21 protein-coding genes are annotated in these 21,673 nt (G+C 65.5%); 12 read left to right on the plus strand and 9 right to left on the minus strand.

Translation table 11 applies throughout. The annotated features are described in order from the left end of the window. Position 1 precedes the first annotated feature (1 nt). A complete protein-coding gene (locus CK625_RS04860) occupies positions 2 to 487 on the minus strand; it encodes an Lrp/AsnC family transcriptional regulator (protein WP_095539180.1) in 486 nt (161 codons plus the stop codon). 155 nt (positions 488 to 642) lie between these two features. On the opposite strand from CK625_RS04860, the gene hppD reads away from it, so the two are divergent. From hppD to CK625_RS04885, 5 genes are all read left to right on the plus strand, one after another. Beyond that, the gene (gene hppD, locus CK625_RS04865; RefSeq protein ID WP_095539181.1) at positions 643 to 1,731 is read left to right on the plus strand and encodes a 4-hydroxyphenylpyruvate dioxygenase; all 1,089 of its coding nucleotides are present in this window, start codon (positions 643 to 645) and stop codon (positions 1,729 to 1,731) included. Between the two features lie 21 nt (positions 1,732 to 1,752). After that, positions 1,753 to 2,061 (plus strand): 4a-hydroxytetrahydrobiopterin dehydratase, encoded by a 309-nt coding sequence (locus tag CK625_RS04870; protein ID WP_095539182.1) that lies wholly within the window; start codon positions 1,753 to 1,755, stop codon positions 2,059 to 2,061. 140 nt (positions 2,062 to 2,201) lie between these two features. Then, positions 2,202 to 3,134, plus strand: coding sequence for a phenylalanine 4-monooxygenase (gene phhA / locus CK625_RS04875; RefSeq protein WP_095539183.1), 933 nt, complete (start codon positions 2,202 to 2,204; stop codon positions 3,132 to 3,134). Between the two features lie 22 nt (positions 3,135 to 3,156). Further along, positions 3,157 to 3,867, plus strand: coding sequence for an SDR family NAD(P)-dependent oxidoreductase (locus CK625_RS04880; protein ID WP_095539184.1), 711 nt, complete (start codon positions 3,157 to 3,159; stop codon positions 3,865 to 3,867). A gap of 217 nt (positions 3,868 to 4,084) precedes the next feature. Then, positions 4,085 to 4,906 carry an undecaprenyl-diphosphate phosphatase gene (locus CK625_RS04885; protein ID WP_095539185.1) on the plus strand — a complete coding sequence of 274 codons (822 nt, stop codon included), beginning with the start codon at positions 4,085 to 4,087 and terminating at the stop codon, positions 4,904 to 4,906. Between the two features lie 41 nt (positions 4,907 to 4,947). Here the strand turns inward: CK625_RS04885 and CK625_RS04890 are convergent, their stop codons facing one another. From CK625_RS04890 to CK625_RS13615, 7 genes are all read right to left on the minus strand, one after another. Next, positions 4,948 to 5,376: a polyhydroxyalkanoate granule-associated phasin gene (locus tag CK625_RS04890; RefSeq protein ID WP_238945525.1), complete on the minus strand. Its 429-nt coding sequence runs from the start codon at positions 5,374 to 5,376 to the stop codon at positions 4,948 to 4,950. Beyond that, positions 5,373 to 6,131 carry a glutathione S-transferase N-terminal domain-containing protein gene (locus CK625_RS04895; RefSeq protein WP_095539186.1) on the minus strand — a complete coding sequence of 253 codons (759 nt, stop codon included), beginning with the start codon at positions 6,129 to 6,131 and terminating at the stop codon, positions 5,373 to 5,375. Before CK625_RS04895 ends, CK625_RS04890 begins: the two co-directional genes overlap by 4 nt. A 125-nt stretch (positions 6,132 to 6,256) precedes the next feature. After that, the gene (locus CK625_RS04900) at positions 6,257 to 7,282 is read right to left on the minus strand and encodes an ABC transporter permease subunit (RefSeq protein ID WP_095539187.1); all 1,026 of its coding nucleotides are present in this window, start codon (positions 7,280 to 7,282) and stop codon (positions 6,257 to 6,259) included. A gap of 77 nt (positions 7,283 to 7,359) precedes the next feature. After that, on the minus strand, positions 7,360 to 8,025 hold the full coding sequence (locus CK625_RS04905; protein ID WP_095539188.1) for a lysozyme inhibitor LprI family protein: 666 nt from the start codon (positions 8,023 to 8,025) through the stop codon (positions 7,360 to 7,362). Between the two features lie 145 nt (positions 8,026 to 8,170). Beyond that, positions 8,171 to 9,253 carry a phosphatidate phosphatase App1 family protein gene (locus CK625_RS04910; protein WP_143326181.1) on the minus strand — a complete coding sequence of 361 codons (1,083 nt, stop codon included), beginning with the start codon at positions 9,251 to 9,253 and terminating at the stop codon, positions 8,171 to 8,173. A 59-nt stretch (positions 9,254 to 9,312) separates the two neighbouring features. Next, on the minus strand, positions 9,313 to 9,684 hold the full coding sequence (locus CK625_RS13610; protein ID WP_143326182.1) for a hypothetical protein: 372 nt from the start codon (positions 9,682 to 9,684) through the stop codon (positions 9,313 to 9,315). A gap of 82 nt (positions 9,685 to 9,766) precedes the next feature. Continuing rightward, positions 9,767 to 10,102 (minus strand): ArsR/SmtB family transcription factor, encoded by a 336-nt coding sequence (locus CK625_RS13615; protein WP_238945526.1) that lies wholly within the window; start codon positions 10,100 to 10,102, stop codon positions 9,767 to 9,769. 212 nt (positions 10,103 to 10,314) lie between these two features. Between CK625_RS13615 and CK625_RS04920 the strand changes: the two genes are divergently transcribed. From CK625_RS04920 to CK625_RS04940, 5 genes are all read left to right on the plus strand, one after another. Next, positions 10,315 to 10,944 carry a CDP-alcohol phosphatidyltransferase family protein gene (locus tag CK625_RS04920; protein ID WP_238945543.1) on the plus strand — a complete coding sequence of 210 codons (630 nt, stop codon included), beginning with the start codon at positions 10,315 to 10,317 and terminating at the stop codon, positions 10,942 to 10,944. Between the two features lie 69 nt (positions 10,945 to 11,013). Continuing rightward, positions 11,014 to 12,393: an adenylosuccinate lyase gene (purB, locus tag CK625_RS04925; RefSeq protein ID WP_095539191.1), complete on the plus strand. Its 1,380-nt coding sequence runs from the start codon at positions 11,014 to 11,016 to the stop codon at positions 12,391 to 12,393. Between the two features lie 385 nt (positions 12,394 to 12,778). Further along, a complete protein-coding gene (locus tag CK625_RS04930) occupies positions 12,779 to 13,762 on the plus strand; it encodes a TerC family protein (protein WP_095539192.1) in 984 nt (327 codons plus the stop codon). Between the two features lie 139 nt (positions 13,763 to 13,901). Beyond that, positions 13,902 to 15,371 (plus strand): IMP dehydrogenase, encoded by a 1,470-nt coding sequence (gene guaB, locus CK625_RS04935; RefSeq protein WP_095539193.1) that lies wholly within the window; start codon positions 13,902 to 13,904, stop codon positions 15,369 to 15,371. Positions 15,372 to 15,533: 162 nt separating this feature from the next. Next, entirely contained in the window at positions 15,534 to 15,827 is a 294-nt protein-coding gene (locus tag CK625_RS04940) for a hypothetical protein (protein WP_095539194.1), read from the plus strand. Between the two features lie 308 nt (positions 15,828 to 16,135). Here the strand turns inward: CK625_RS04940 and CK625_RS04945 are convergent, their stop codons facing one another. After that, on the minus strand, positions 16,136 to 18,796 hold the full coding sequence (locus tag CK625_RS04945; RefSeq protein ID WP_095539195.1) for a hypothetical protein: 2,661 nt from the start codon (positions 18,794 to 18,796) through the stop codon (positions 16,136 to 16,138). 585 nt (positions 18,797 to 19,381) lie between these two features. On the opposite strand from CK625_RS04945, the gene guaA reads away from it, so the two are divergent. Together guaA and CK625_RS04955 are read left to right on the plus strand one after the other, a co-directional pair. Beyond that, positions 19,382 to 20,998 carry a glutamine-hydrolyzing GMP synthase gene (gene guaA, locus CK625_RS04950; RefSeq protein ID WP_095539196.1) on the plus strand — a complete coding sequence of 539 codons (1,617 nt, stop codon included), beginning with the start codon at positions 19,382 to 19,384 and terminating at the stop codon, positions 20,996 to 20,998. A gap of 215 nt (positions 20,999 to 21,213) precedes the next feature. After that, positions 21,214 to 21,612, plus strand: coding sequence for a very short patch repair endonuclease (locus CK625_RS04955; RefSeq protein WP_275250547.1), 399 nt, complete (start codon positions 21,214 to 21,216; stop codon positions 21,610 to 21,612). Positions 21,613 to 21,673: the final 61 nt, after the last annotated feature.

Below are 21,673 nucleotides of genomic sequence, written 5' to 3' on the forward strand. Positions count from 1 at the left end.
ATCAAACCGGCAGCGCCGTGGTGTGCTTGACGCGGTCGAGCACGAAGCTGGTCTTGCAGTCCTGCACGCTGGGGTGCTTGAGCAGCGTGTCCATGACGAAGCGCGAGTAGTGCGCCATGTCGCGCACGACCACGCGCAGCAGGTAGTCCATTTCGCCGGTCAGTGAGCAGCATTCGACGACTTCAGGCCAGGTCTGCACGGCGGCGCGAAAGCTGTCCATGGGGTTGCGCTTGTGCGTGGCGGTGAGCTTTTCCAGCCGCACGTTCAGATAGGCCGTCAGCCCCAGACCGACGCGCTCGGGCCTGAGCAGGGCGGCGTAGTGGTCGATGACACCGGCTTCCTCCAGCCGCCGCACGCGCCGCAGCGTGGCCGAGGGCGACAGGCCCACGGCGGCGGCCAGTTCGTCGTAGGTGGCGCGGCCGTTGTGCTGCAGCGCACGCAGCACGCGCAGGTCGATGGAATCCAATTGAAAGCGTGCGTCTTCCATTTTTTTCTTGCAGTTTTCCTGTGAATTGGCGCAGTTTACGCCCGATGCTTGCAGGAATTTTGCATGGGCGCGCCCCTATGATTGGCGGTCGATTTTCTTTTCGCGGCGCATCCGAACCGCCGCAGCATCGCCCCCACTGATCCAGGAGACACCCCATGGCCGATTTGTTCGACAACCCCGCCGGTCTTGACGGCTTTGAATTCGTCGAGTTCGCCTCGCCCACGCCCGGCGTGCTGGAGCCGCTGTTCGAGAAGATGGGCTTTACCGAGGTGGCGCGCCACCGCTCCAAGGATGTGTCGCTGTACCGCCAGGGCGGCATCAACTTCATCATCAACCGCGAACCCAAGAGCCTGGCGGGCTACTTCGCCGCCGAGCACGGCCCTTCGGCCTGCGGCCTGGCGTTTCGCGTGCGCGATGCGCACAAGGCCTACGAGCAGCTGCTGGAAAAAGGCGCTCAGCCCATTCACATCGCCACCGGGCCGATGGAGCTGAACCTGCCGGCCATCAAGGGCATTGGCGGCATGCCGATCTACCTGATCGACCGCTACGAGGAAGGCAAGACGATTTACGACATCGACTTCCAGTGGCTCGATGGCGTGGATCGCAACCCTGTGGGCCACGGTTTTCAGGTGGTCGATCACCTCACGCACAACGTCTATCGCGGCCGCATGGCCTATTGGGCCGATTTTTACGAGCGCCTGTTCAACTTCCGCGAGATCCGCTATTTCGACATCTCGGGCGAGTACACCGGCCTGACCTCCAAGGCCATGACCGCGCCGGACGGCAAGATCCGCATCCCGCTCAATGAGGAGGCCAAGCAAGGCGGCGGCCAGATCGAAGAGTTTCTGATGAAGTTCAACGGCGAGGGCATCCAGCATATCGCGCTGCTGTGCGACAACCTGGTGGAGGCCATCGACAAGCTGCAAATGGCCGGCATCCCGCTGCTGACCGCGCCCAACGACATTTACTACCAGAACCTGGAAAAGCGCCTGCCCGGCCATGGCCAGCCCGTGCCCGAGCTGCAGGCGCGCGGCATTTTGCTCGACGGCACGACCGAGGGCGGCCAGCCGCGCCTGCTGCTGCAGATCTTCTCCGAGACCCTGCTGGGCCCGGTGTTCTTCGAGTTCATCGAGCGCCAGGGCGACTACCGCGAGGGCTTTGGCGAGGGCAACTTCAAGGCCTTGTTCGAATCGCTGGAGCGCGACCAGATCAACCGCGGCGTGCTGCAAACTGAAAAGGCCTGAAGGCCAGGGGGGGACTACGCCATGCAACGCCTGACCGATGCCCAGCGCGAGCACGCCCTGGCCAGCCTGCCCGCCTGGGGCTATGCGCCCGAGCGCGGCGGCCTGATCCAGCGCCGCTTCACTTTTGCCAACTTCACCCAGGCCTTTGCCTTCATGACCGAAGTGGCGCTGCACGCGGAGAAAAGCGACCACCACCCGGAGTGGTTCAACGTCTACAACCGCGTGGAGATCACCCTGACCACGCACGACGCCGAGGGCCTGAGCGAGCGCGACATCGCGCTGGCGCGCCGCATCGACGCCATCGCCGCCCGCTTCGCGCCAGCGCCATGACCGCGCAGCGTGCGCGGGCAGCGGCCTGCGCACGCTGACACAAGTCGGCGCAAGCTGGCAAAAGTCGGCACCAGATTCGACAAAGCCCAGGCAGGCGCCTTGGGCGCGCCATGCCTGCCAAAACAACCAGGAGACGCCGCATGAACGCCGCACCCGAAAAAACCAAGCACGGCCTGGCCGCCGGGCTGGAGGCCGCGCCGGAAAACCCGGACTGGACCATCGACCAGGGCTGGGAGCGCTACAGCGCCGAAGAACACGGCGTCTGGAAAACCCTGTTCGAGCGCCAGAGCAAGCTCTTGCCCGGCCGCGCCTGCCGCGCCTTCGTCGAAGGCATGCAGCAATTGCCGATGCGCGCCGACGAAATCCCGGACTTCCGCCGCGTCTCCGACGTGCTGATGAAGCACACCGGCTGGCAGGTCGTGGCCGTGCCCGGCCTGGTGCCCGACGACGTGTTCTTCGACCACCTGGCCAACCGCCGCTTTCCCGCCGGGCAATTCATCCGCAAGCCGCACGAGCTGGACTATCTGGAAGAGCCGGACGTGTTCCACGACGTCTTCGGCCACGTGCCCATGCTGATGAACCCGGCCCTGGCCGATTTCATCCAGGCCTACGGCCAAGGCGGCATGCGCGCCAAGGAGCTGGGCGTGCTGGACAAGCTCGCGCGGGTCTACTGGTACACGGTGGAATTTGGCCTGCTGCAGGAAGACGGCGGCCTGCGCATCTACGGCGCGGGCATTGCCTCCTCGCGCACCGAAAGCCTGTTCTGCCTGGAAGACCCCTCGCCCAACCGCATCCGCTTCGATCTGGAGCGCGTCATGCGCACCCGCTACCGCATCGACGACTTCCAGGAAAGCTACTTCGTGATCCGCGACCTGGATGAGCTGCTGGAGCTGGCGCAGATCGACTTCGCGCCCATTTACCAGCGCGTCGGCCAGGCCGGCGATCTGCAGCCAGGCGAGGTGCTCGAGAGCGACCAGCTCTTCACCCGCGGCAGCGGCGACTACCACCGCGCCCGCCGCGCCGCAGCCAACGCCAGCACCGATGCGGATACCGATGCCGCTGCCAGAACCTGAGCCCCTTGTTGGAACCCCTGCCATGAGCCATCCCGCACGCACGATTCTCATCACCGGCGCCAGCGGCAACCTGGGCCGCGCCGTCGCCCAGCACTTCCTCTCCAACGGCGAGCGCCTGATCCTGCTCGACCACAGCCCGCAGGCGCTGCAACAGCACTTTGGCGACTGGCCCAAGGCGCAGGCGCTGTGCCTGGACTGCGACCTGCTCGACCCCGCCGCGCTGGCCGCCGCGCTGGCGCGCGCGCGCCAGCACTTCGGCCCGATCGAAGTGCTGTGCAACCTGGCCGGCGGCTTCGACATGGGCCCGCCCGTGCACGCCACGCCGCTGGAGGCCTGGCAGCGCCAGTACCAGCTCAACCTGCTGACCGCGCTGCACGCCTGCCAGGCCGTGGTGCCGGACATGCTGGCGCTGGGCCGCGGCAAGATCGTCAACATCGGCGCGCTGGCCGCCGCGCACAAAGGCGCTGCGCACATGGCCGCCTACACCGCCGCCAAGGCCGCCGTGATCCGCATGACCGAAAGCATGGCCGCCGAGCTGCGCGAGCAAGGCATCAACGTCAACTGCGTGCTGCCCAGCATCATCGACACCCCGCAAAACCGCACCGCCATGCCCGATGCCGACCCGGCCCGCTGGGTCGCGCCCGAGCAACTGGCCGAGATCATCGGCTTTCTCTGCTCCGAGGCCGCCCGCCCCATCCACGGCGCCGCGCTGCCGGTCAGCGGCCTGAGCTGAGCTGGCTGACAAACCAGATCAACTGCCACACCGCGCAGCGCCGGCGCGCACAGCCGGCATGCGACAATGCCGCCGCCCTGGCCGGCCCATATCGCATTGCTGCATGGCCTGGCGCTTGGCCTTTCCCTTCCACATCTTCCCGCCCCGCTGGCACAGAGGGCGCGCCCGCCGGGCGCCTGCCACACCTGCCGGGCGCTTGCGGCGCGCACCGTCCACCATGAGCTGGTTTGAAGCCATTGTTCTCGGGCTCTTGCAGGGGCTGACCGAATTCCTGCCCATTTCCTCCAGCGCGCACCTGCGCATCTTCGGGCCGCTGCTGCCCTCGGGCGGCGACCCGGGCGCGGCCTTCACGGCCATCACCCAGCTGGGCACGGAGGCGGCGGTGCTGCTGTATTTCCGCAAGGATTTGTGGCGCATCGCCCAGTCCTGGCTGCGCACGCTGGGCCAGCCGCTGGCGCGGCTCGATGCCGATGCCCGCATGGGCTGGTTCATCATCGTCGGCACCGTGCCCATCGTCGTGCTGGGGCTGCTGTTTCAGGATGCGATCGAATCAACGCTGCGCAATCTCTACATCACGGCCAGCATGCTGATCGGCTTTGCGCTGGTGCTGGCCTGGGCCGATTGGATCGGCCGCAAGACCAGGCCGCTGCAGGCGCTGACGGCGCGCCACGCGCTGCTGTTTGGCCTGGCGCAGGCGCTGGCGCTGATCCCGGGCGTGTCGCGCTCGGGCGGCACCATCACTGGCGGCCTGCTGCTGGGCTACACCCGCGAGGCCGCGGCGCGCTATTCCTTTTTGCTGGCCATTCCGGCGGTGATTGCCTCGGGCTTTTACCAGCTGCTCAAGAGCTGGGGCAGCAACGCCGTGCCCGCCGGGCCCACGGCGCTGGCCACGCTGGTGGCCTTTGCCAGCGGCTATGCGGTGATCGTGGTGTTCCTCAAATGGGTCTCGCACCACAGCTATCTGCCCTTTGTGATCTACCGCCTGGCACTGGGCCTGCTGGTGCTGGCGCTGCTGGGGCTGGGCGTGCTGCAGCCTTGAGCGGCTGCGGCGGCACGGGCGGCGGCGAAGGCCCCGCCAGCTCAGCGCCGCGACCGGCGCTGGCCGGTCAGCCGCCGGGCATTGGCCGTGGCGCGGCGGTGCACGGGCTGGATGCCACTGAGCGCCGTATCCAGGCCCGCCTCGCGCAGGCGTTGCTGCGCCCCGCGGGCCAGTTGCTCCCAGGCGCCCGGCTGCATCCAGCCGCCCAGCGCCATCTGCCACCAGGCCTGGGCGCACCACAGCGCCCATTGCTGCTGCGCGGCCAGCGCCTGGGTCGCCATGGCTTGCCAGGATTGCGCAAAGGCTTGGACTTTCTCGGCCCCCATGCGCTGGAACTCACGCCGATCGCGCGCGCTGGGCTGCGGCCCGGCCGTGAGCATGCGACCCACGCGCACGGCCACGACCTGCGGCGCCGCCTGCATCAGCTCGCCGCTCTTGCGCGCCAGTTTCGCGCGCTTGCCCGCCGTCATGGCTGGCTCCCGGCAGCGGGCACGAGCAGGCCGCGCTGCACCGCTGGGCGCTCGTTGAAAGCGGCCAGCACGCGCTGCACGTGCTTGAACTCGTCAAAGCCCACCAGCTCGGCAGCGCCATAGCCCACCACCAGATTGCGCACCCAGGGGAAGATGGCGATGTCGGCGATCGAATAGGCGGCTTCACCCCGGCCCAGCAGCCAGTCGCGCTCCTGCAGCTGCTGGTCCAGCACGCCCAGCAGGCGGCGCGATTCCTTGGCGTAGCGCTCGCGCGGGCGCGCATCCTCGATCTCGCGGCCGGCGTATTTGTAGAAGAAGCCCAGCTGGCCAAACATCGGCCCCAGGCCGCCCATTTGCCACATCAGCCATTGCAGCGCCTGGTAGCGCTGCGCGCCGTCCTGCGGCAGCAGCCGGCCGGTTTTCTCGGCCAGGTAGAGGAGGATGGCGCCGCTCTCGAACAGCGCCAGCGGCTGGCCGCCCGGGCCATCGGGGTCGAGGATGGCGGGGATTTTGTTGTTCGGGTTCAGCGAGAGGAATTCGGCCGTGAACTGATCATTGGCTGTGATGTCGATGCGATGCGCCTCGTAGGGCAGGCCCAGCTCCTCCAGCGCGATGGACGCCTTGGCGCCATTGGGCGTTGTCAGTGAGTACAGCTGAATGCGCTCGGGGTGGCGCGCCGGCCATTTGCGGGTGATGAGAAAGTCCTGCAGCGGCTTGCCCTGGGCTTGGCCGGCAGTGTTGGGGGGCTGGGTCATCGCAACTCTCCTGCAATGCGGGGTGAAAAAGAGGCGCGCCATCATGCCAAAGCCGCCAAGCCCTTGCGAAGGGTGGCGCCAATCAGCACGCCGTAGGCGCTTGCTTGCACGCGAGCCTGTCAGCCTCAATCGAACTTCACGCGCGGATCGACCCAGACATAGCACAGGTCGCTGATGAGCTTGGTCAGCAGCCCGATCAGCGTGAACAAGTACAGCGTGCCCAGCACCACCGGGTAATCGCGGCGGATGATGCTTTCATAGCCCAGCAGGCCCAGCCCATCGAGGGTGAACAGCGTCTCGATCAGCAGCGAGCCGGCAAAGAACGCGCCGATGAACGCCGCCGGAAAGCCCGTAATGATGGGGATCAGCGCATTGCGAAACACATGGCGCCACAGCACCTGGCGCGGCGCCAGGCCCTTGGCGCGGGCCGTGAGCACGTACTGCTTGCGGATTTCCTCCAGCACGGCGTTCTTGGTCAGCAGCGTGGTCACGGCAAAGCTGCCAGCAACCATCGAGATCACGGGCAGGGTGACGTGCCACAGGTAATCGAGCACGCGCTCGCCCCAGCCCATGTCCTCCCAGCCCGGCGAGCTCAGCCCGCGCAGCGGAAACCATTCGAGCTGGCCGCCGAACACCACCAGCAAGATCACCCCCAGCACAAAGCCCGGCACGGCATAGCCCAGCAGCACCAGCAAGGTGGTGACGAAATCGAAGCGGCTGCCCGCGCGCACGGCCTTGGCCACGCCCAGCGGCACGGCCACCAGATAGCTGATGAAAAAGCTCCACAGCCCCAGGCTGATGGACACGGGCAGCTTCTCGCGGATCAGCTGCCACACATCCTTGTTGTGCATGAAGCTGCGCCCCAGATCCAGGCGCGCGAACTGCCCCAGCATCTGCAAAAAGCGCTCGTGCGCCGGCTTGTCGAAGCCATACAGCGCCTTGATCTCTTGCAGCCGGCGCGCATCCACGCCCTCGTTGCCCCGGTAGTGCAGGCCTGCGCCCTCGATTCCGCCCGGCCCGGCGCGCGACTCGGCCAGGTACTGCTCCACCGGCCCGCCCGGCACGAACTGCACCACGATGAAAGTCAGCAGCAACACCCCCAGCAAGGTGGGCAGCATCAGCAGCAAGCGCTTGACGATGTAGGCAAACATGGCGAGGGGCTTTCAAGGAGAAGCGTCGCGCCGGATTATCGGGCAGGGCCACAGAGCCACAGAGCCACAGAGCCGCCCTAGCGCCCGGCCGCCGATTGGGCCTGGGCCCGCTGGCGCAGTTGTTGCAGCAGCGCTGGCCAGCCGGCTTCCTTGGGCGGGGCCGTCTCTTGCGTCGCGCCGGCGGTGCTGGCGGCGCTGGTCGATGCCCCGGGCTGCGCCTCTTGCGCTGGCGGGCTGTTGACATCCTCAAACAGGCCTGTGTCGGCCAGGCCTTGCAGCTCTTGCGCGCGCAGGGCGGTTTCGCGCAGCGTGCAGTCGTTGGCCAGCAGGCGGGTGATGGTGCCGCCATTGGGGTCGAGCAGAAACTCGCAATGCGCATCGCGGTATTGCAGCCAAAGCCGCTGCGCGTGCTTGAGCTGCTCCTTGCGCGGCGCGCTCAGCTGCGCGCGCAGCGCCTGGTAGTGGGTGTTGAGGCGACCGTCCTGCACCGCCAGCTCCTTGGCCATGCAGTCGATGATCTCGGCATTGACGGCATCGGCGCGCTCCAGGCAGCGGCCGTAGTCCTCGGTGTACAGCGGCAGCTGCACCTCCTGTGCATCCTGCGCCTGCTGCGGCTCAGGCTCTGGCTGCTGCGCCAGCGTCAGCAACGGGCCAGCCAGCAGCGCCAGCACGGCGGGGCGCCAACGGCGCGCTTGGGGGGCAAGCCCTTTGGGGCGCTGGCAGTTCAGGGGCTTCATTGGCATGGGCAATCCTTGTTCAAGACGATCGCGTGGTTATATCCCTGCGCCGCCCAGCCTGGCTGCAAGCAAACGTAAAGCCCCTGCAGGCCGGGGTCTGCAGGGGCTGGGCTGAAGGTTTGGGGGCTTGGGGGCGCTGGCGGCGCGGCCGTCAAAGCCAAAAGCCTTGCTGCTGCGCAATGGCCAGGCCTTGCGCGCCATCCTCGATCAGATACCAGGGCGTGGCCGCCGGCAGCGCCGCCATGGCCTGGCGGTAGCGCGCAGCCGTGGGCGCTTCGCCGGTGACGTCGCGGATCAGGATGGCCGCCACCTGCTGCGGATGGCGGCTGGCGGCTTGGGCGTAGATCTCCGGGTCGGCCTCGCCCGAGTCGCCGACCAGCACGAAGCGCCGCCCGGGAAAACGCGCCATCAAACGCTGCAAATGCGCCAGCTTGTGCCGCTGGCCATCCTGCGCGTCTGGGATCAGGCGGTTCCAGGCGGTCGATTCGCGCAGCTGCAGGCAGCCGCCCGGAAAGCCATAGCCCTGCAAGAAGTCCTGCAGGGGCTCCAGCAGCTGCACCGGGCTGGATGACAGGTAGTGCAGCTGCACATTGCGCCCGGCCTGGGTGCCGGCGGCCTGCATCTGGCCCAGCCAGGCGGCCATGCCCGGCACGGCCTCGAAGGGGGCGAGAAAGGTGTTGCGCAGCAACTGGCGCGTGTCGCGCACCTGGGAGATCTTGATGGTGTCGTCGATGTCGCTGACGATGGACAGGCCCTGTGCGGCCACGGGCCAGAGCCTGCCCCGGCTCTGGCTGCGGCCCGCCACGGTGTAGGCCAGCGGCTGCGCCGGGGCGCGGTCCCAGGCCGGACTCCAGAGCGCGCCAGGCAAGCTGATCTGCGTAGAGCTGCGGCCTGCGCGGTCGGTGCGATTCACAGGCAGTGGGCCTTGCCCATTCAGCTCAATCGACAGGCGCTTGCCGCGCTCGGAATCCTTGAGAAACCAGCGCGCACGGGTTTCGAACAGTGCGCGCTCGCGCGCGCTGAGCTGGCCCAGCTCAATGCCCAGATAGCGCGCAAACAGGCTGCGAGCGCCTGGCCGGCGCTCGTTTTCGTAGACCCACAGCTCGATGTCGGCCAACAGCTGGCCATCGTCGCCCTGCCACAGCAGCCCGGGCAGCGCCAGCACCTGCTCATCGCGCTTGAGCGGCGATGCCTGGGCGCCGCCCAGGCCCAATGCCGCGCTCGCTGCGCTCAACAGGGCCAACAGGCCGCGCCGCCGCAGCCCTGGTGCGGCGGCGCTGTCTTCGCCCGCGCTCACGCAGCGGGCGACACCACTTGCAACGGGCCGTGGTCGTCGCAGTGGTCGCCGTGCGGGTGGTGCAGGTGGCCATCGACCAGATAGTCCACGTGGTCGCCGTGGGGCACGGCCTCATGCCCACAGCCCGGGCCATGCACGTGGCCGGGCTCATGGCCCTGGCAACGGTGCTGCGGGGTACACGCATCGGGATTGGTGGCCGATACGGCAATCACATGCTCGTCCACGTGGTCGCCATGCGGATGGTGCAGGTGCCCGTCGTGCAGGTAATCGACATGGCCTTCGTGCATCACGGCCGTGTGGCCGCAGTGCGGGCCATGCTGGTGGGCGTGGTCGTGGTGGTGCGGCTGGTTGCAAGTGGGTGCAGTCATGGACGGCTCCTTTCAGTGGTGAATCAAACAGGGTGAGGAAATCAACGCGCTGCGGCCCCTGCCCATAGGGCTCTTTGGCGCACTAGGCCAGCTCCGCAGCGTGGTGCAGGATGTTGCGCAGCAGCTCGTGCACGTGCTCGTCGGCCAGCGCGTAGAAGATGTGCTTGGCCTCGCGCCGCCGCGCCAACAAGCCTGCGGCATGCAGGGTCTGCAGTCGCGCAGACACGCTGCTGAGCTTGCCGCCTTCGCAGGCCACCAGCTCGGAGACGCACATCTCCCGCTCGGCCAGCCACAGCAGCAGGCGCAGCCGCGCTGGATCGCTGAGCGCATGGCACATGGCTGCGGCCAGCTCCAGCTGCCGGGGCGGGTACTGCAGCGCCGGCGGCAGGGCTTCATCGTGCTGGCAAGGGCTGGTCATGGCGGTGCAGGGCTGATTCATTCCATCAATTTTTGTAATGTTAGAACGTGACCCTGGGCAGGTCAATCGCAGCGGCCAATACCCATGAAGCTCGCATGCCTGCAAGCGCTGGCTCAAAGTCAAAGTCCGCGCCGCCCGCTGGCTCTTGGGTGCCTGGGCACATGCCTTGCGATACATTCGGGCCGCCGCATCGAACGCCCCCGCCCAGCATGATTTCCATCTACCAGCTCAAGCCCAAGTTCCAGAACCTGCTGCGCCCCGTGGTGGCACGCCTGCACCGCGCGGGCGTGAGCGCCAACCAGGTCACGCTGCTGGCTGCGGCCGTGTCGGTGCTGCTGGGGCTGGCGCTGGCGCTCAACTCAGGGCGCAGCGGCTGGTTTGCGCTGCTGCCGCTGTGGATGTTTTTGCGCATGGCGCTCAACGCCATCGACGGCATGCTGGCGCGCGAGTTCGGCCACCAGTCGGCGCTGGGCGCTTATCTGAATGAGCTGTGCGATGTGCTGGCCGATGCGGCGCTGTTCCTGCCCTTTGCCCTGTTGCCCGGCGTGGCCGGCACGCCCGCGGCCCTGCTGGTGTACCTGGTGGTGCTGGGCGCGGCCGTGGTTGAGCTGGCCGGCGTGCTGGGCCTGATGGTGGGCGCCAGCCGCCGCTACGACGGCCCCATGGGCAAGAGCGACCGAGCCTTCGTCTTCGGCGCGCTGGCGCTGCTGGTGGCCCTGGGCTGGTGGAGCGTCGCGTGGGTGAGCGCCATCTTGGCTGCGGTGCTGGCCTTGCTGATCTGGACTGGCATCAACCGCGTGCGCCACGGCCTGGCCGAGGCCGCCCAGCGCCCGGCAAACTAGCGAGAACGCCCTGCGCAGCAGCCCCGCCGCTGGCCGCCTTGGCACCTGCGCCTACATACAATAGCGGGCATGAATCTCTCTGCCCTGACCGCCCTCTCGCCCCTGGATGGGCGCTACGAAAAAAAACTGGCTGCGCTGCGCCCCATTGCCAGCGAATACGGCTACATGCACCGCCGGGTGCAGGTGGAAATCACCTGGTTCATCGCCCTGTCCGAAGCGGGCTTTGCCGAGTTTCCCGCACTCAGCGCCGATGACAAGGCCTATCTGCTGCAACTGGTCGAGCAGTTCAGCCAGGCCGATGCCCAGGCCATCAAAGACATCGAAAAGACCACCAACCACGACGTCAAGGCCGTGGAGTACTGGATCAAGGAGCGCCTCAAGGGCCGGCCCGCGCTGGAGCGCGCCGCCGAGTTCGTGCACTTTGCCTGCACCAGCGAGGACATCAACAACACCAGCCACGCACTGCAACTGCAGGCCGCGCGCGATCAGGTTGTGTTGCCCAGCCTGCAGCAGGTCATCGTGCGGCTGCGCGAGCTGGCGCTGGCCCATGCCGACGTGCCCATGCTCAGCCGCACGCACGGCCAGACGGCCAGCCCGACCACGGTGGGCAAGGAGCTGGCCAACGTGGTCGCACGCCTGCAGCGCGCCGCCGCCGCCATTGCCCAGGTGCCGCTGCGCGCCAAGATGAACGGCGCCGTGGGCAACTACAACGCCCACCTCTCGGCCTGGCCCGAGTTCGACTGGGAGGCCTTCAGCCGCCAGGTGATCGAGGCGCCCGCCCCGGCGGGCCTGGGGCTGGTGTTCCAGCCCTACAGCATCCAGATCGAGCCGCACGACTACATGGCCGAGCTGTTCGACGCCGTGGCGCGCGCCAACACCATCCTGATCGACCTCAGCCGCGACATCTGGGGCTACATCAGCCTGGGCTACTTCAAACAAAAGCTCAAGGAGGGCGAGATCGGCTCCTCCACCATGCCGCACAAGGTCAACCCCATCGACTTCGAGAACGCCGAAGGCAATCTGGGTCTGGCCAACGCCCTGTTGCGCCACCTGGCCGAGAAGCTGCCCGTCAGCCGCTGGCAGCGCGACCTGACCGACAGCACCGTGCTGCGCAACCTGGGCGTGGCCCTGGGCTATGCCGCGCTGGCCTACAACGCCCTGCTGGCGGGGCTGAACAAGCTCGAACTCAATGCCGAGGCCGTCGCCCAGGATCTGGACAACGCCTGGGAGGTGTTGGCCGAGCCCATCCAGACCGTCATGCGCCGCTACGGCGTGGCCGGCGCCTACGAGGCGCTCAAGGCCGTCACGCGCGGCAAGAGCGTGGCCGCCAGCGACCTGCACGGCCTGATTCAAAGCCTGGACATCCCCGCCGAGGCCAAGGCCAGGCTGCTGGCCCTGACCCCGGCCACCTACACCGGCAAGGCCCAGGAGCTGGCGCGGCGCATCTGAGAAGCCTGCACTCAGCAATGCCTCTGCGCCCATCGCAGCGCTGCGATTCATGTAGAGCATCCCTTGTGGTTTAATTCGCACCTCGATTTCGAAGGGGAGTATCCCTGCAGCCATGCTGCAGCCCGCTTGTGGTTTGCCCTGGGCAGCGCCAACGCTGCCCGACGGCACGCCGCCCCGACCGGGCTGCCCAGGCGCCAGCGGCGCTGCGCCGCCTGCACAGCGCGCCACATGCGCTCAACACCCATCCGTCAATACGGGCTGCGCACACTGCCGCCCCGGGTGCGGTGCTGGCCAGCGGGCTGGCCGTACGCCACGCGTACCGGCCGCGGCCGCGCCAGGGGAGAGACTTTCGAGCCCATCAACCGCAACTGCCCATAGGTAATGCATGGAACTCGCCCTCCCCTTGGAATTTGAAGTCGGCTCCTTCATCGTGCTGACGCTGATCCTGGTCGCCGACCTGCTGCTGATCATCAAGCGCCCCCACATCCCCTCGATGCGCGAGGCCTCGCTGTGGGTGGTGTTCTACGTCACGCTGGCGCTGATCTTCGGCGGCCTGATGTGGATCTTCGCCGACAAGGAGCACGCCACCCAATTCATCGCCGGCTGGCTGACCGAATACTCACTGTCCATCGACAACCTGTTCGTCTTCGTGCTGCTGATGGCGCAGTTCCGCGTGCCGCGCCAGTACCAGCAGGAAGTGCTGATGGTGGGCATCATCCTGGCGCTGGTGCTGCGCGGCATTTTCATCCTGCTGGGCGCGGCGCTGATCCAGAACTTCAGCTGGGTCTTCTACATCTTCGGCGCCTTCCTGGTCTACACCGCCTACAAGCAGGCCTTCCCCGGCCAGGACGATGACGATGAAAACCTGGAGCCCGCCATCGTGCGCTTTGCCCGCAAGCACATGGAGATCGCCCCCGACTACGACGGCGCCAAGGTGCGCACCACCTTCAATGGCCGCCGCATGTGGACGCCCATGCTGATGGTATTCATCGCCATTGGCTTTACCGATCTGATCTTCGCCATCGACTCCATCCCGGCCATCTTCGGCATCACGCAAAGCCCGTTCATCGTCTTCACCGCCAACGTCTTTGCGCTGATGGGCCTGCGCCAGCTGTACTTCCTGCTCGGCGGCCTGCTCGACCGCCTGAAGTACCTGCACTATGGCATTGCCTTCATCCTGGCCTTCATTGGCGTCAAGCTGGTGTTCCACGCCATGCACGTCAATGAGCTGTCCTTCATCAACGGCGGTCAGCCCATCGACTGGGTGCCGCACATCTCGACCGGGGTGTCGCTGGGCGTGATCGTGGCCTCGATGGTGGTGGCCACGGTGGCCAGCCTGGCCTCCAAGGACAAAGCCGCGCACCACTGAGCACCGCAGGCCCAGGCCGGGCGGCGGCCCGCCCGCGCCGCCCGGCGCACGCGCCCGCAGCCACTTGGTTTGCGGGCGCTTTTTCGTGGGCCGCTCACAAGGCCCGGGGCGCTACAATCCGCCTTTTGGAGAAAACCCCATGCGACTTCTTGGCAAAGCGCTCACCTTCGACGACGTTCTGCTGGTGCCAGCGTTCTCGCAAATCCTGCCCAAAGACGTTTCTTTGGCCACCCAGTTCTCCCGCAACATCCGCCTGAATCTGCCGCTGGTCTCGGCCGCCATGGACACCGTGACCGAAGCGCGCCTGGCCATTGCCATCGCCCAGGAAGGCGGCATGGGCATCGTGCACAAAAACCTCTCGGCGCAAGAGCAGGCCAGCCAAATCCTCAAGGTCAAGCGCCATGAATCGGGCGTGGTGCGCGAGCCCGTGACCATCACGCCCGAGCAGTCCATCCGCCACGTCATCGACCTGTCCGAAGAGCTGGGCATTTCCGGCTTCCCCGTGGTCGAAGGGCGCAAAGTCGTGGGCATCGTCACCAGCCGCGACCTGCGCTTTGAAAACCGCTTCGACCTGCCCGTGCGCGACATCATGACGCCGCGCGAGCGCCTCATCACCGTGCCCGAAGGCACCTCGCTGCAAGAGGCCAAGGCGCTGCTGAACAAGCACAAGATCGAGCGCCTGCTGGTGGTCAACGACGCCTTTGAGCTCAAGGGCCTGATCACCGTCAAGGACATCACCAAGCAAACCACCTTCCCCAACGCCGCGCGCGATGCCGACGGCCGCCTGCGCGTGGGCGCCGCCGTGGGCGTGGGCGCGGGCACCGAGGAGCGCGTCGAAGCCCTGGTCAAGGCCGGGGTGGACGCCATCGTGGTGGACACCGCCCACGGCCACAGCAAGGGCGTGATCGAGCGCGTGCGCTGGGTCAAGCAAAACTACCCGCAGGTGGATGTGATCGGCGGCAACATCGCCACCGGCGAGGCCGCGTGCGCGCTGGTCGAAGCAGGCGCGGATGCCGTCAAGGTCGGCATCGGCCCTGGCTCCATCTGCACCACCCGCGTCGTCGCCGGCGTGGGCGTGCCGCAAATCACCGCCATCGACAACGTCGCCAAGGCCCTGCACGGCACAGGCGTGCCGCTGATCGCCGATGGCGGCGTGCGCTACTCGGGCGACATCGCCAAGGCCATTGCCGCCGGCGCCAGCACCGTGATGATGGGCAGCATCTTCGCCGGCACGGAAGAAGCGCCCGGCGAGATCGTGCTGTTCCAGGGCCGCAGCTACAAAAGCTACCGTGGCATGGGCAGCATCGGCGCCATGCAGCAAGGCAGCGCCGATCGCTACTTCCAGGAAAGCAGCACCGGCAACGCCAACGCCGACAAGCTCGTGCCCGAGGGCATCGAAGGCCGCGTGCCCTACAAAGGCTCGCTGGTGGCCATCATCTACCAGATGGCCGGCGGCGTGCGCGCTGCCATGGGCTATTGCGGCTGCGCCACGATCGAGGACATGCGCGATCGCGCCGAGTTCGTGCAAATCACCTCGGCGGGCTTTCGCGAAAGCCACGTGCACGACGTGCAAATCACCAAGGAAGCGCCCAACTACCGCGCTGGCTGACAACCACTGGGCCACTGGGCGCAGCAGCTCGGCGCGCAAGCGGCAAGCACTCGCCGCCCTGTGCGCCGCCCTGACGCCAGCACCCTTGCCCGACGCGCGCGCTGCGTCGGGCACTGCACTGTTCTGTGCGCACCTGTGGGTGCGCCCTCTGCTCACATTGCCATGGATCAGCATCACCACAGCAGCACGCAGCCCCAGGCATCGCCGCACCGCAAATGGGCCTTCGCCGGATGGATCGCCGCCCTGGCATGGCTGGCCACCTCCGTGGCCTGTCTGATGTACGTGCTCTATGGCAACCCCCATGCCGGCCTCTGGAAGCACTGGGCCGCCATCACCTGGCAACTGGGCCAGGTGCTGGCCATTGCCTGCTTCACCCTGGGCATGTGGCAATTCAAAAAGCACCGCCACTGGCAGCAGCGCCACGATGGCGCCGCGCCCGACCAGCCCCTTGCTTGAGATTGCTGCCAGCCTTGTTCAGTGGCGACAAGGCCGCCGCGCACGCTCTGCACAGGCAGGGCTGCACAGGGCCGCACATGGCTGCAGGGCCGCACTGCTCAAGCCTTTTGTCCACCCACTGCACCATGTGCCCAAGCCAAAAAATAAGCCTTGAAGCGCCATAGCGCTCCAAGGCCCCCAGGGGATCTCCCCCCCGCACAAGCCGCCTGGGCGGCCTGTCATGCACATTCAGACGGGCTGCCCCAAAGAGGCAAACTCATCGCAATACAGCCGGCGCCCATCCAGCGCGGATGGGCGCCAAAGCCGTTTTACGCAGACTTTCTGCCGGCAAAGCGACGGCCCAGGCCCACGATGCCCAGCGCCGCCAGCAGCAACGCCCAGGGCGCGCCCACCGGCACGGGCGTCACGCCAGCGCCAATCAAGCCGGCAGCGGTCACCGTCAGCGTGACTTTCGCCACAGCGCATGGCGCGTTACCAGGGAAGACGCAAATCTCGTAGCTGTACTCGTACGCGCCTGCAGGCGTGCCTGGCGGCACCACCACAGTGCCATCCTCCTTCAAGCTCAGATCGCCACCCGCAGGGCCAGACAGCTTCTTCCAGGAAGCAGGCTTGAGCTTGGCATTGACACCGGCCTGCATCGGCACGCCATTGATCAAATCATTGGCGAAGATCGACACCGTATTGCTGCCAGCCGCAATGCTGCCCAAGTGGTTGTCCACAGCCAGAATCGGCGCAGGCTTGACCTTCAGGGTGACCGTCGCCGCATCGCAAGGCGTTCCAGCAGGATGCGCGCAGATTTCATAGGTGTAGGTGTAATCGCCCGCTGGCGCATCGGCCGGCACGCTCACTGTGCCATCCGCGTTCAGCGTCAGCTTGCCGCCGGCAGGGTTGCCCGCACCGGCCTTCCAGCTGCCCGCTTTCAGCTCTGCGTTCTTGCCAGAGCCGGTAAACACGGCCGCAGCGCCATCAACGGTGTCGTTGGCAAACACCGAGGCCGTGCTGCTGCCTGCAACCACTTCGCCAAAGGTGTTGTCTTCCGCCTTCACCACAGGCACCGCTGGCGCAGGCGACTTCACCTTCAACTTCACCTGCGCTGTGTCGCAAGGCTTGTTGCCCGGCTGCGCGCAGATTTCGTAGCTGTAGGTGTAATCGCCCGCTGGTGCATTAGCGGGCACGGTGACCACGCCAGTGGCGTCATTCAACGTCAGGCTACCGCCTGCTGGCGCAAAAACCAGAGTCCAGGAGCCGGCCTTGAATGCGGCATTGCTGGCATCCGCTGCCGCGCCGTTGACGGTGTCATTGCCATAAATGGAGGGCGCCAGCGGCGTCGCCGTCGTCGCTGCGCTGACCTCGCCAAAGTCGTTGTCCACGGCATCCACCACAACGACTTTGAGCGTGACTTCTGCCGGGTCGCACTTCTCAGGCAGTACGCCCGTCTTGGTGCAAAGCTGGTAGCTGTACTTGTAATCGCCATGCGGCGTGCCAACGGGCACGGTGACCTGACCGGTGCCGTAGTCGAAGATCAAGGCGCCTGCGGGGCCGCTGATCTTCGTCCAGGAGCCTGCCTGCAATTGCGCGTTCGGGCTTGTCCCCGTCACCACGGCCTGCACGCCGGCGACCTTGTCGTTCGCGACGACGGAAGGGGCCAGGGGCGCGGCGCTGGGGCCGACGGCGCCGAAGGCGTCGTCCTCGGCCACGATCGGTTCCTCGGTCACTTTGATGACGGCCTGGGCCTTGTCACAGGCGCTGCCGGCTGGCGTGACCGCAGGCGCAACGCAGATCTGGTATTCGTAGGTGTAGGTGCCCGGGGTGGTGCCCTGTGCAACGGTGACTTTGCCCGTGGCGGGGTCCAGCGTGATGCTGCCAGCCGAAGGGCCTGCGCCGCCGCCAGCGGGCTGCCAGGAGTTGGGGGTCACGGTGGCGTTTTGCTCGGGGCCGCTCAGCGCGATAGGCTGCAAATAGGCCGTGTCATTGGCCAGCACGGAGGTGGGCGATTCCTGCTCCGCGCCGTTGGGCACGTTCATGAATGGCGTGCTGCCATCACCATCGTTTTTTGCAGTAATAGAGGTCATGCACGAGGCGCCGTCGGAGGCATTGGCCGCCGTGGCATTCATCACCGCGCCGATCACCGTCCACTTGGTGGCGCTGCCCGGGTCGGCATCCACTTCGTAGACCTTGCCGTTCTGGGAGTACAGGAACAGCTTGCCATCGCGGCGGAAGGCGGTCGATGCCATGTAGTTCGTGGCCTCGTCCATGCCGGTGATTTCCTTGCGCGAGACATAGACCTTCTTGGCCGCCAAGTCCACCCGGTAGCGGTGCAAATACCATTTACCGCCCGCCTTGTCGCCCATGCCGTAGAGCACGGGCTGGGCATTGGTGCTTTCCTTGGGGCTGACGGCGAAGTCCGTAATCATGCGATGGGCTGGCGCCACAGCTTCAAAACCATCGGCCAGCCATGCCGCTTCAGTTTCCTCTAGGCGATCGAGCTTTTGGGCCTGCACAGCCGGACCGTCGGGCTGGGCCTCATGCAGGTTAGGGATCAGGTACACATCGCTGGTAATCCCATTGACCATGAAGTAGTTACCGAGCCGGTCAAACGATGCGGCCGCGCCAAACACATTGCCCGAAGTCGGCAGCCCGGCGATGCGCAGGCTGTGCTTGAGCACGTCTGTGCCCGTGGCGCTGGGGCTCATCACCACCGGTTCCACCTGTCCTGCGGCATTCTTGCCCAAGCGGTACAGACCCGCACGCAATTGGTTGTTGTCCGGATCAATCTCCAATACCCGCTTCGGCGCGTACAGGTAGTTATCGCGCGGGTTGTAGGCCAGTGCATTGAGATCGCGATGGCTGTAAGCCGAACCGGCATCCACCGTGCCAATGGCCGTGCCATTGCCCCAGGCAGCGCCGCCCACCATGTCGTAAGTGAAGAAATTGGTCGGGGCACTGGCATTGGAGCGGCCGACGTACATCTCCGTCCCGCAAGTCCAAGGCCCAGGCGCCGTCTGCGCCGATGCAGCGCCTGCTGCAGCCAAACAAGCCAGCAGCAACCCATGCCGCTTCGCAATCAAACCATGTGTCACACAAGCTCCTTTGTTAGAGACAAATCTTCACAATTATGTAATAAAAACGTCACCAACTCGGCGAGTTGCCTGACGATTTGTCGCCTGGCGAGTGCGCTGCCCCACTGCCTCACCGGCGCCCCGCCTGCCCTCCCCTCTGCCAGCGACTGAATGCCACAGCACATGGGCGAAAATAGCGCCTTTGCCTCAAGTGCAACAAGGGATGACGGCATGGGCGCCAACACCACGGCCCTGCATCACATGCGCCGCTTGGCCCAAGCGCCTTTTCGAAAGCCCTGCGCCAATGGCTCAGTGGAAAAGAAGCGGGCGGCGGCGGCATGCCAGAAACCAAAGCGTAGCCGGGCCAGCAGCCCGGCAAGGCTTTGCGATGCCGCCAATGGCTCCATGCCGCTTCACCCCGCCCCATTGCGCTTGATGGCCCGCCTCACCCCCACGCCACGACCAGGCCACCTGCAAGCAGCCCGCCCAACCACCATGCAACACGACAAAATCCTCATCCTCGACTTCGGTTCGCAAGTCACCCAGCTCATCGCCCGCCGCATCCGCGAAGCCAACGTCTATTGCGAAGTGCACCCCTGCGATGTGGACAGCGACTGGCTGCGCGACTACGCCGCCGATGGGCGCCTCAAGGGCATCGTCCTCTCCGGCAGCCACGCCAGCGTCTATGAAGTGGATGACCGCGCGCCAGACGCCGCGTTTGAACTGGGCATCCCGGTGCTTGGCATCTGCTACGGCATGCAAACCATGGCGCAACAATTGGGCGGGCAGGTGCAGGGCAGCAATACCCGCGAATTCGGCTATGCCGAAGTGCGCGCCCACGGTCACACCGCGCTGCTCAAGGACATTCAGGACTTCCACACCCCCGAGGGGCACGGCATGCTGAAAGTGTGGATGAGCCACGGCGACAAGGTGACTGCCTTGCCCGAGGGCTTCAAGCTGATGGCCAGCACCCCGAGCTGCCCGATCGCCGGCATGGCGGATGAGGCGCGGCGTTTCTATGGCGTGCAGTTCCACCCGGAAGTGACCCACACTGTGCAGGGCCGCGCCATGCTGGAGCGCTTCGTGCTCGACATCTGTGCCGCCAAGCCGGACTGGATCATGCGTGACCACATCGAAGAAGCGGTGGAAAAAATCCGCGCGCGAGTGGGCGATGAAGAAGTCATTTTGGGCCTTTCCGGCGGCGTCGATTCCTCCGTGGCCGCCGCGCTGATTCACCGCGCCATTGGCGATCAGCTCACCTGCGTGTTCGTCGATCATGGCCTCTTGCGCCTCAACGAAGGCGACATGGTGATGGACATGTTCGCTGGCAAACTGCACGCCAAAGTGGTGCGCGTCGATGCCAGCCAGTTGTTCCTGGATGCGCTCAAGGGTGTGTCCGACCCCGAACAAAAGCGCAAGATCATCGGCAAGCTGTTCGTCGATGTGTTCAAGGCCGAGGCGGAAAAACTCAAGGCCAGCGGCGCAGGTCACAAGGGCGCAACCTTCCTCGCCCAAGGCACGATTTATCCGGACGTGATCGAATCCGGCGGCGCCAAGAGCAAGAAAGCCGTGGTCATCAAAAGCCACCACAACGTCGGTGGCCTGCCCGAGCAACTCGGCCTGAAACTGCTGGAGCCGCTGCGCGACCTGTTCAAAGACGAAGTGCGCGAACTGGGCGTGGCGCTCGGGCTGCCGCACGACATGGTCTACCGCCACCCCTTCCCCGGCCCCGGACTTGGCGTGCGCATCCTGGGCGAAATCAAAAAGGAATACGCCGACCTGCTGCGCCAGGCCGACGCCATCTTTATTGAAGAACTGCGCTCCACCATCGAACCCAACAGCGGTAAAAGCTGGTACGACCTCACATCCCAAGCCTTCGCCGTGTTCCTGCCGGTGAAATCCGTCGGCGTGATGGGCGATGGCCGCACCTACGACTACGTCGTCGCGCTCCGCGCCGTACAAACCAGCGACTTCATGACCGCCGACTGGGCGGAACTGCCGTATGCGCTGCTGAAAAAAGTGTCATCGCGCATCATCAACGAAGTGCGCGGGATTAACCGGGTGACCTATGACGTGAGCAGCAAACCGCCTGCGACGATTGAGTGGGAGTGAATACACGTCTGGCAACACACGGCACGACAAAGCAACAAATACCATCCAATCCCGCGTCAATGCGAAATTTGAATTTTTAACGGAATTGACGCGATCGAGCAATAACCAACAACCAGAGATGACGACATCATCGATTTACCCAGGAGATTTAGAATTTGATTAAAGTCAAATTAACTGATCAAGATGAAGGCAGTGTAATTGCGGGATACGAAAATGTGACACCTGAGACTCGTCGCCGAATGCTAGCTGTGCGGAAACGCAATACACCCCCTGAGCTTCGCGTACGCCGAGTGCTTCACGCCATTGGTTACCGATACAGACTGCATCGCAAAGACTTGCCTGGCACACCTGATATTGTTTTGCCACGGCACCGAAAGATAGTGCTTGTTCATGGATGTTTTTGGCATGGGCATGAGAACTGCAAAAAATCAAAACTCCCCACCAATAATGCTAAAATCTGGGCAACAAAGATTAAAGGCAATCGCTTACGGGATCAGAGAAACATAGCCGCACTCAATACGTTGGGCTGGGAAGTTCTAATTATTTGGGAGTGTGAGACACGGGACCCCCTTTGTCTTGAAGCACTTTTAAGGGATTTTTTTGATAATCATTAAACGAACACCCGGAAGTTAAATCAACAAGCCATTCAATCTTATACCTTTACTCGAGAATTTA

The sequence above is a fragment of the Vandammella animalimorsus genome, from assembly GCF_002285265.1.
Taxonomy (GTDB): Bacteria; Pseudomonadota; Gammaproteobacteria; order Burkholderiales; family Burkholderiaceae_C; genus Lampropedia.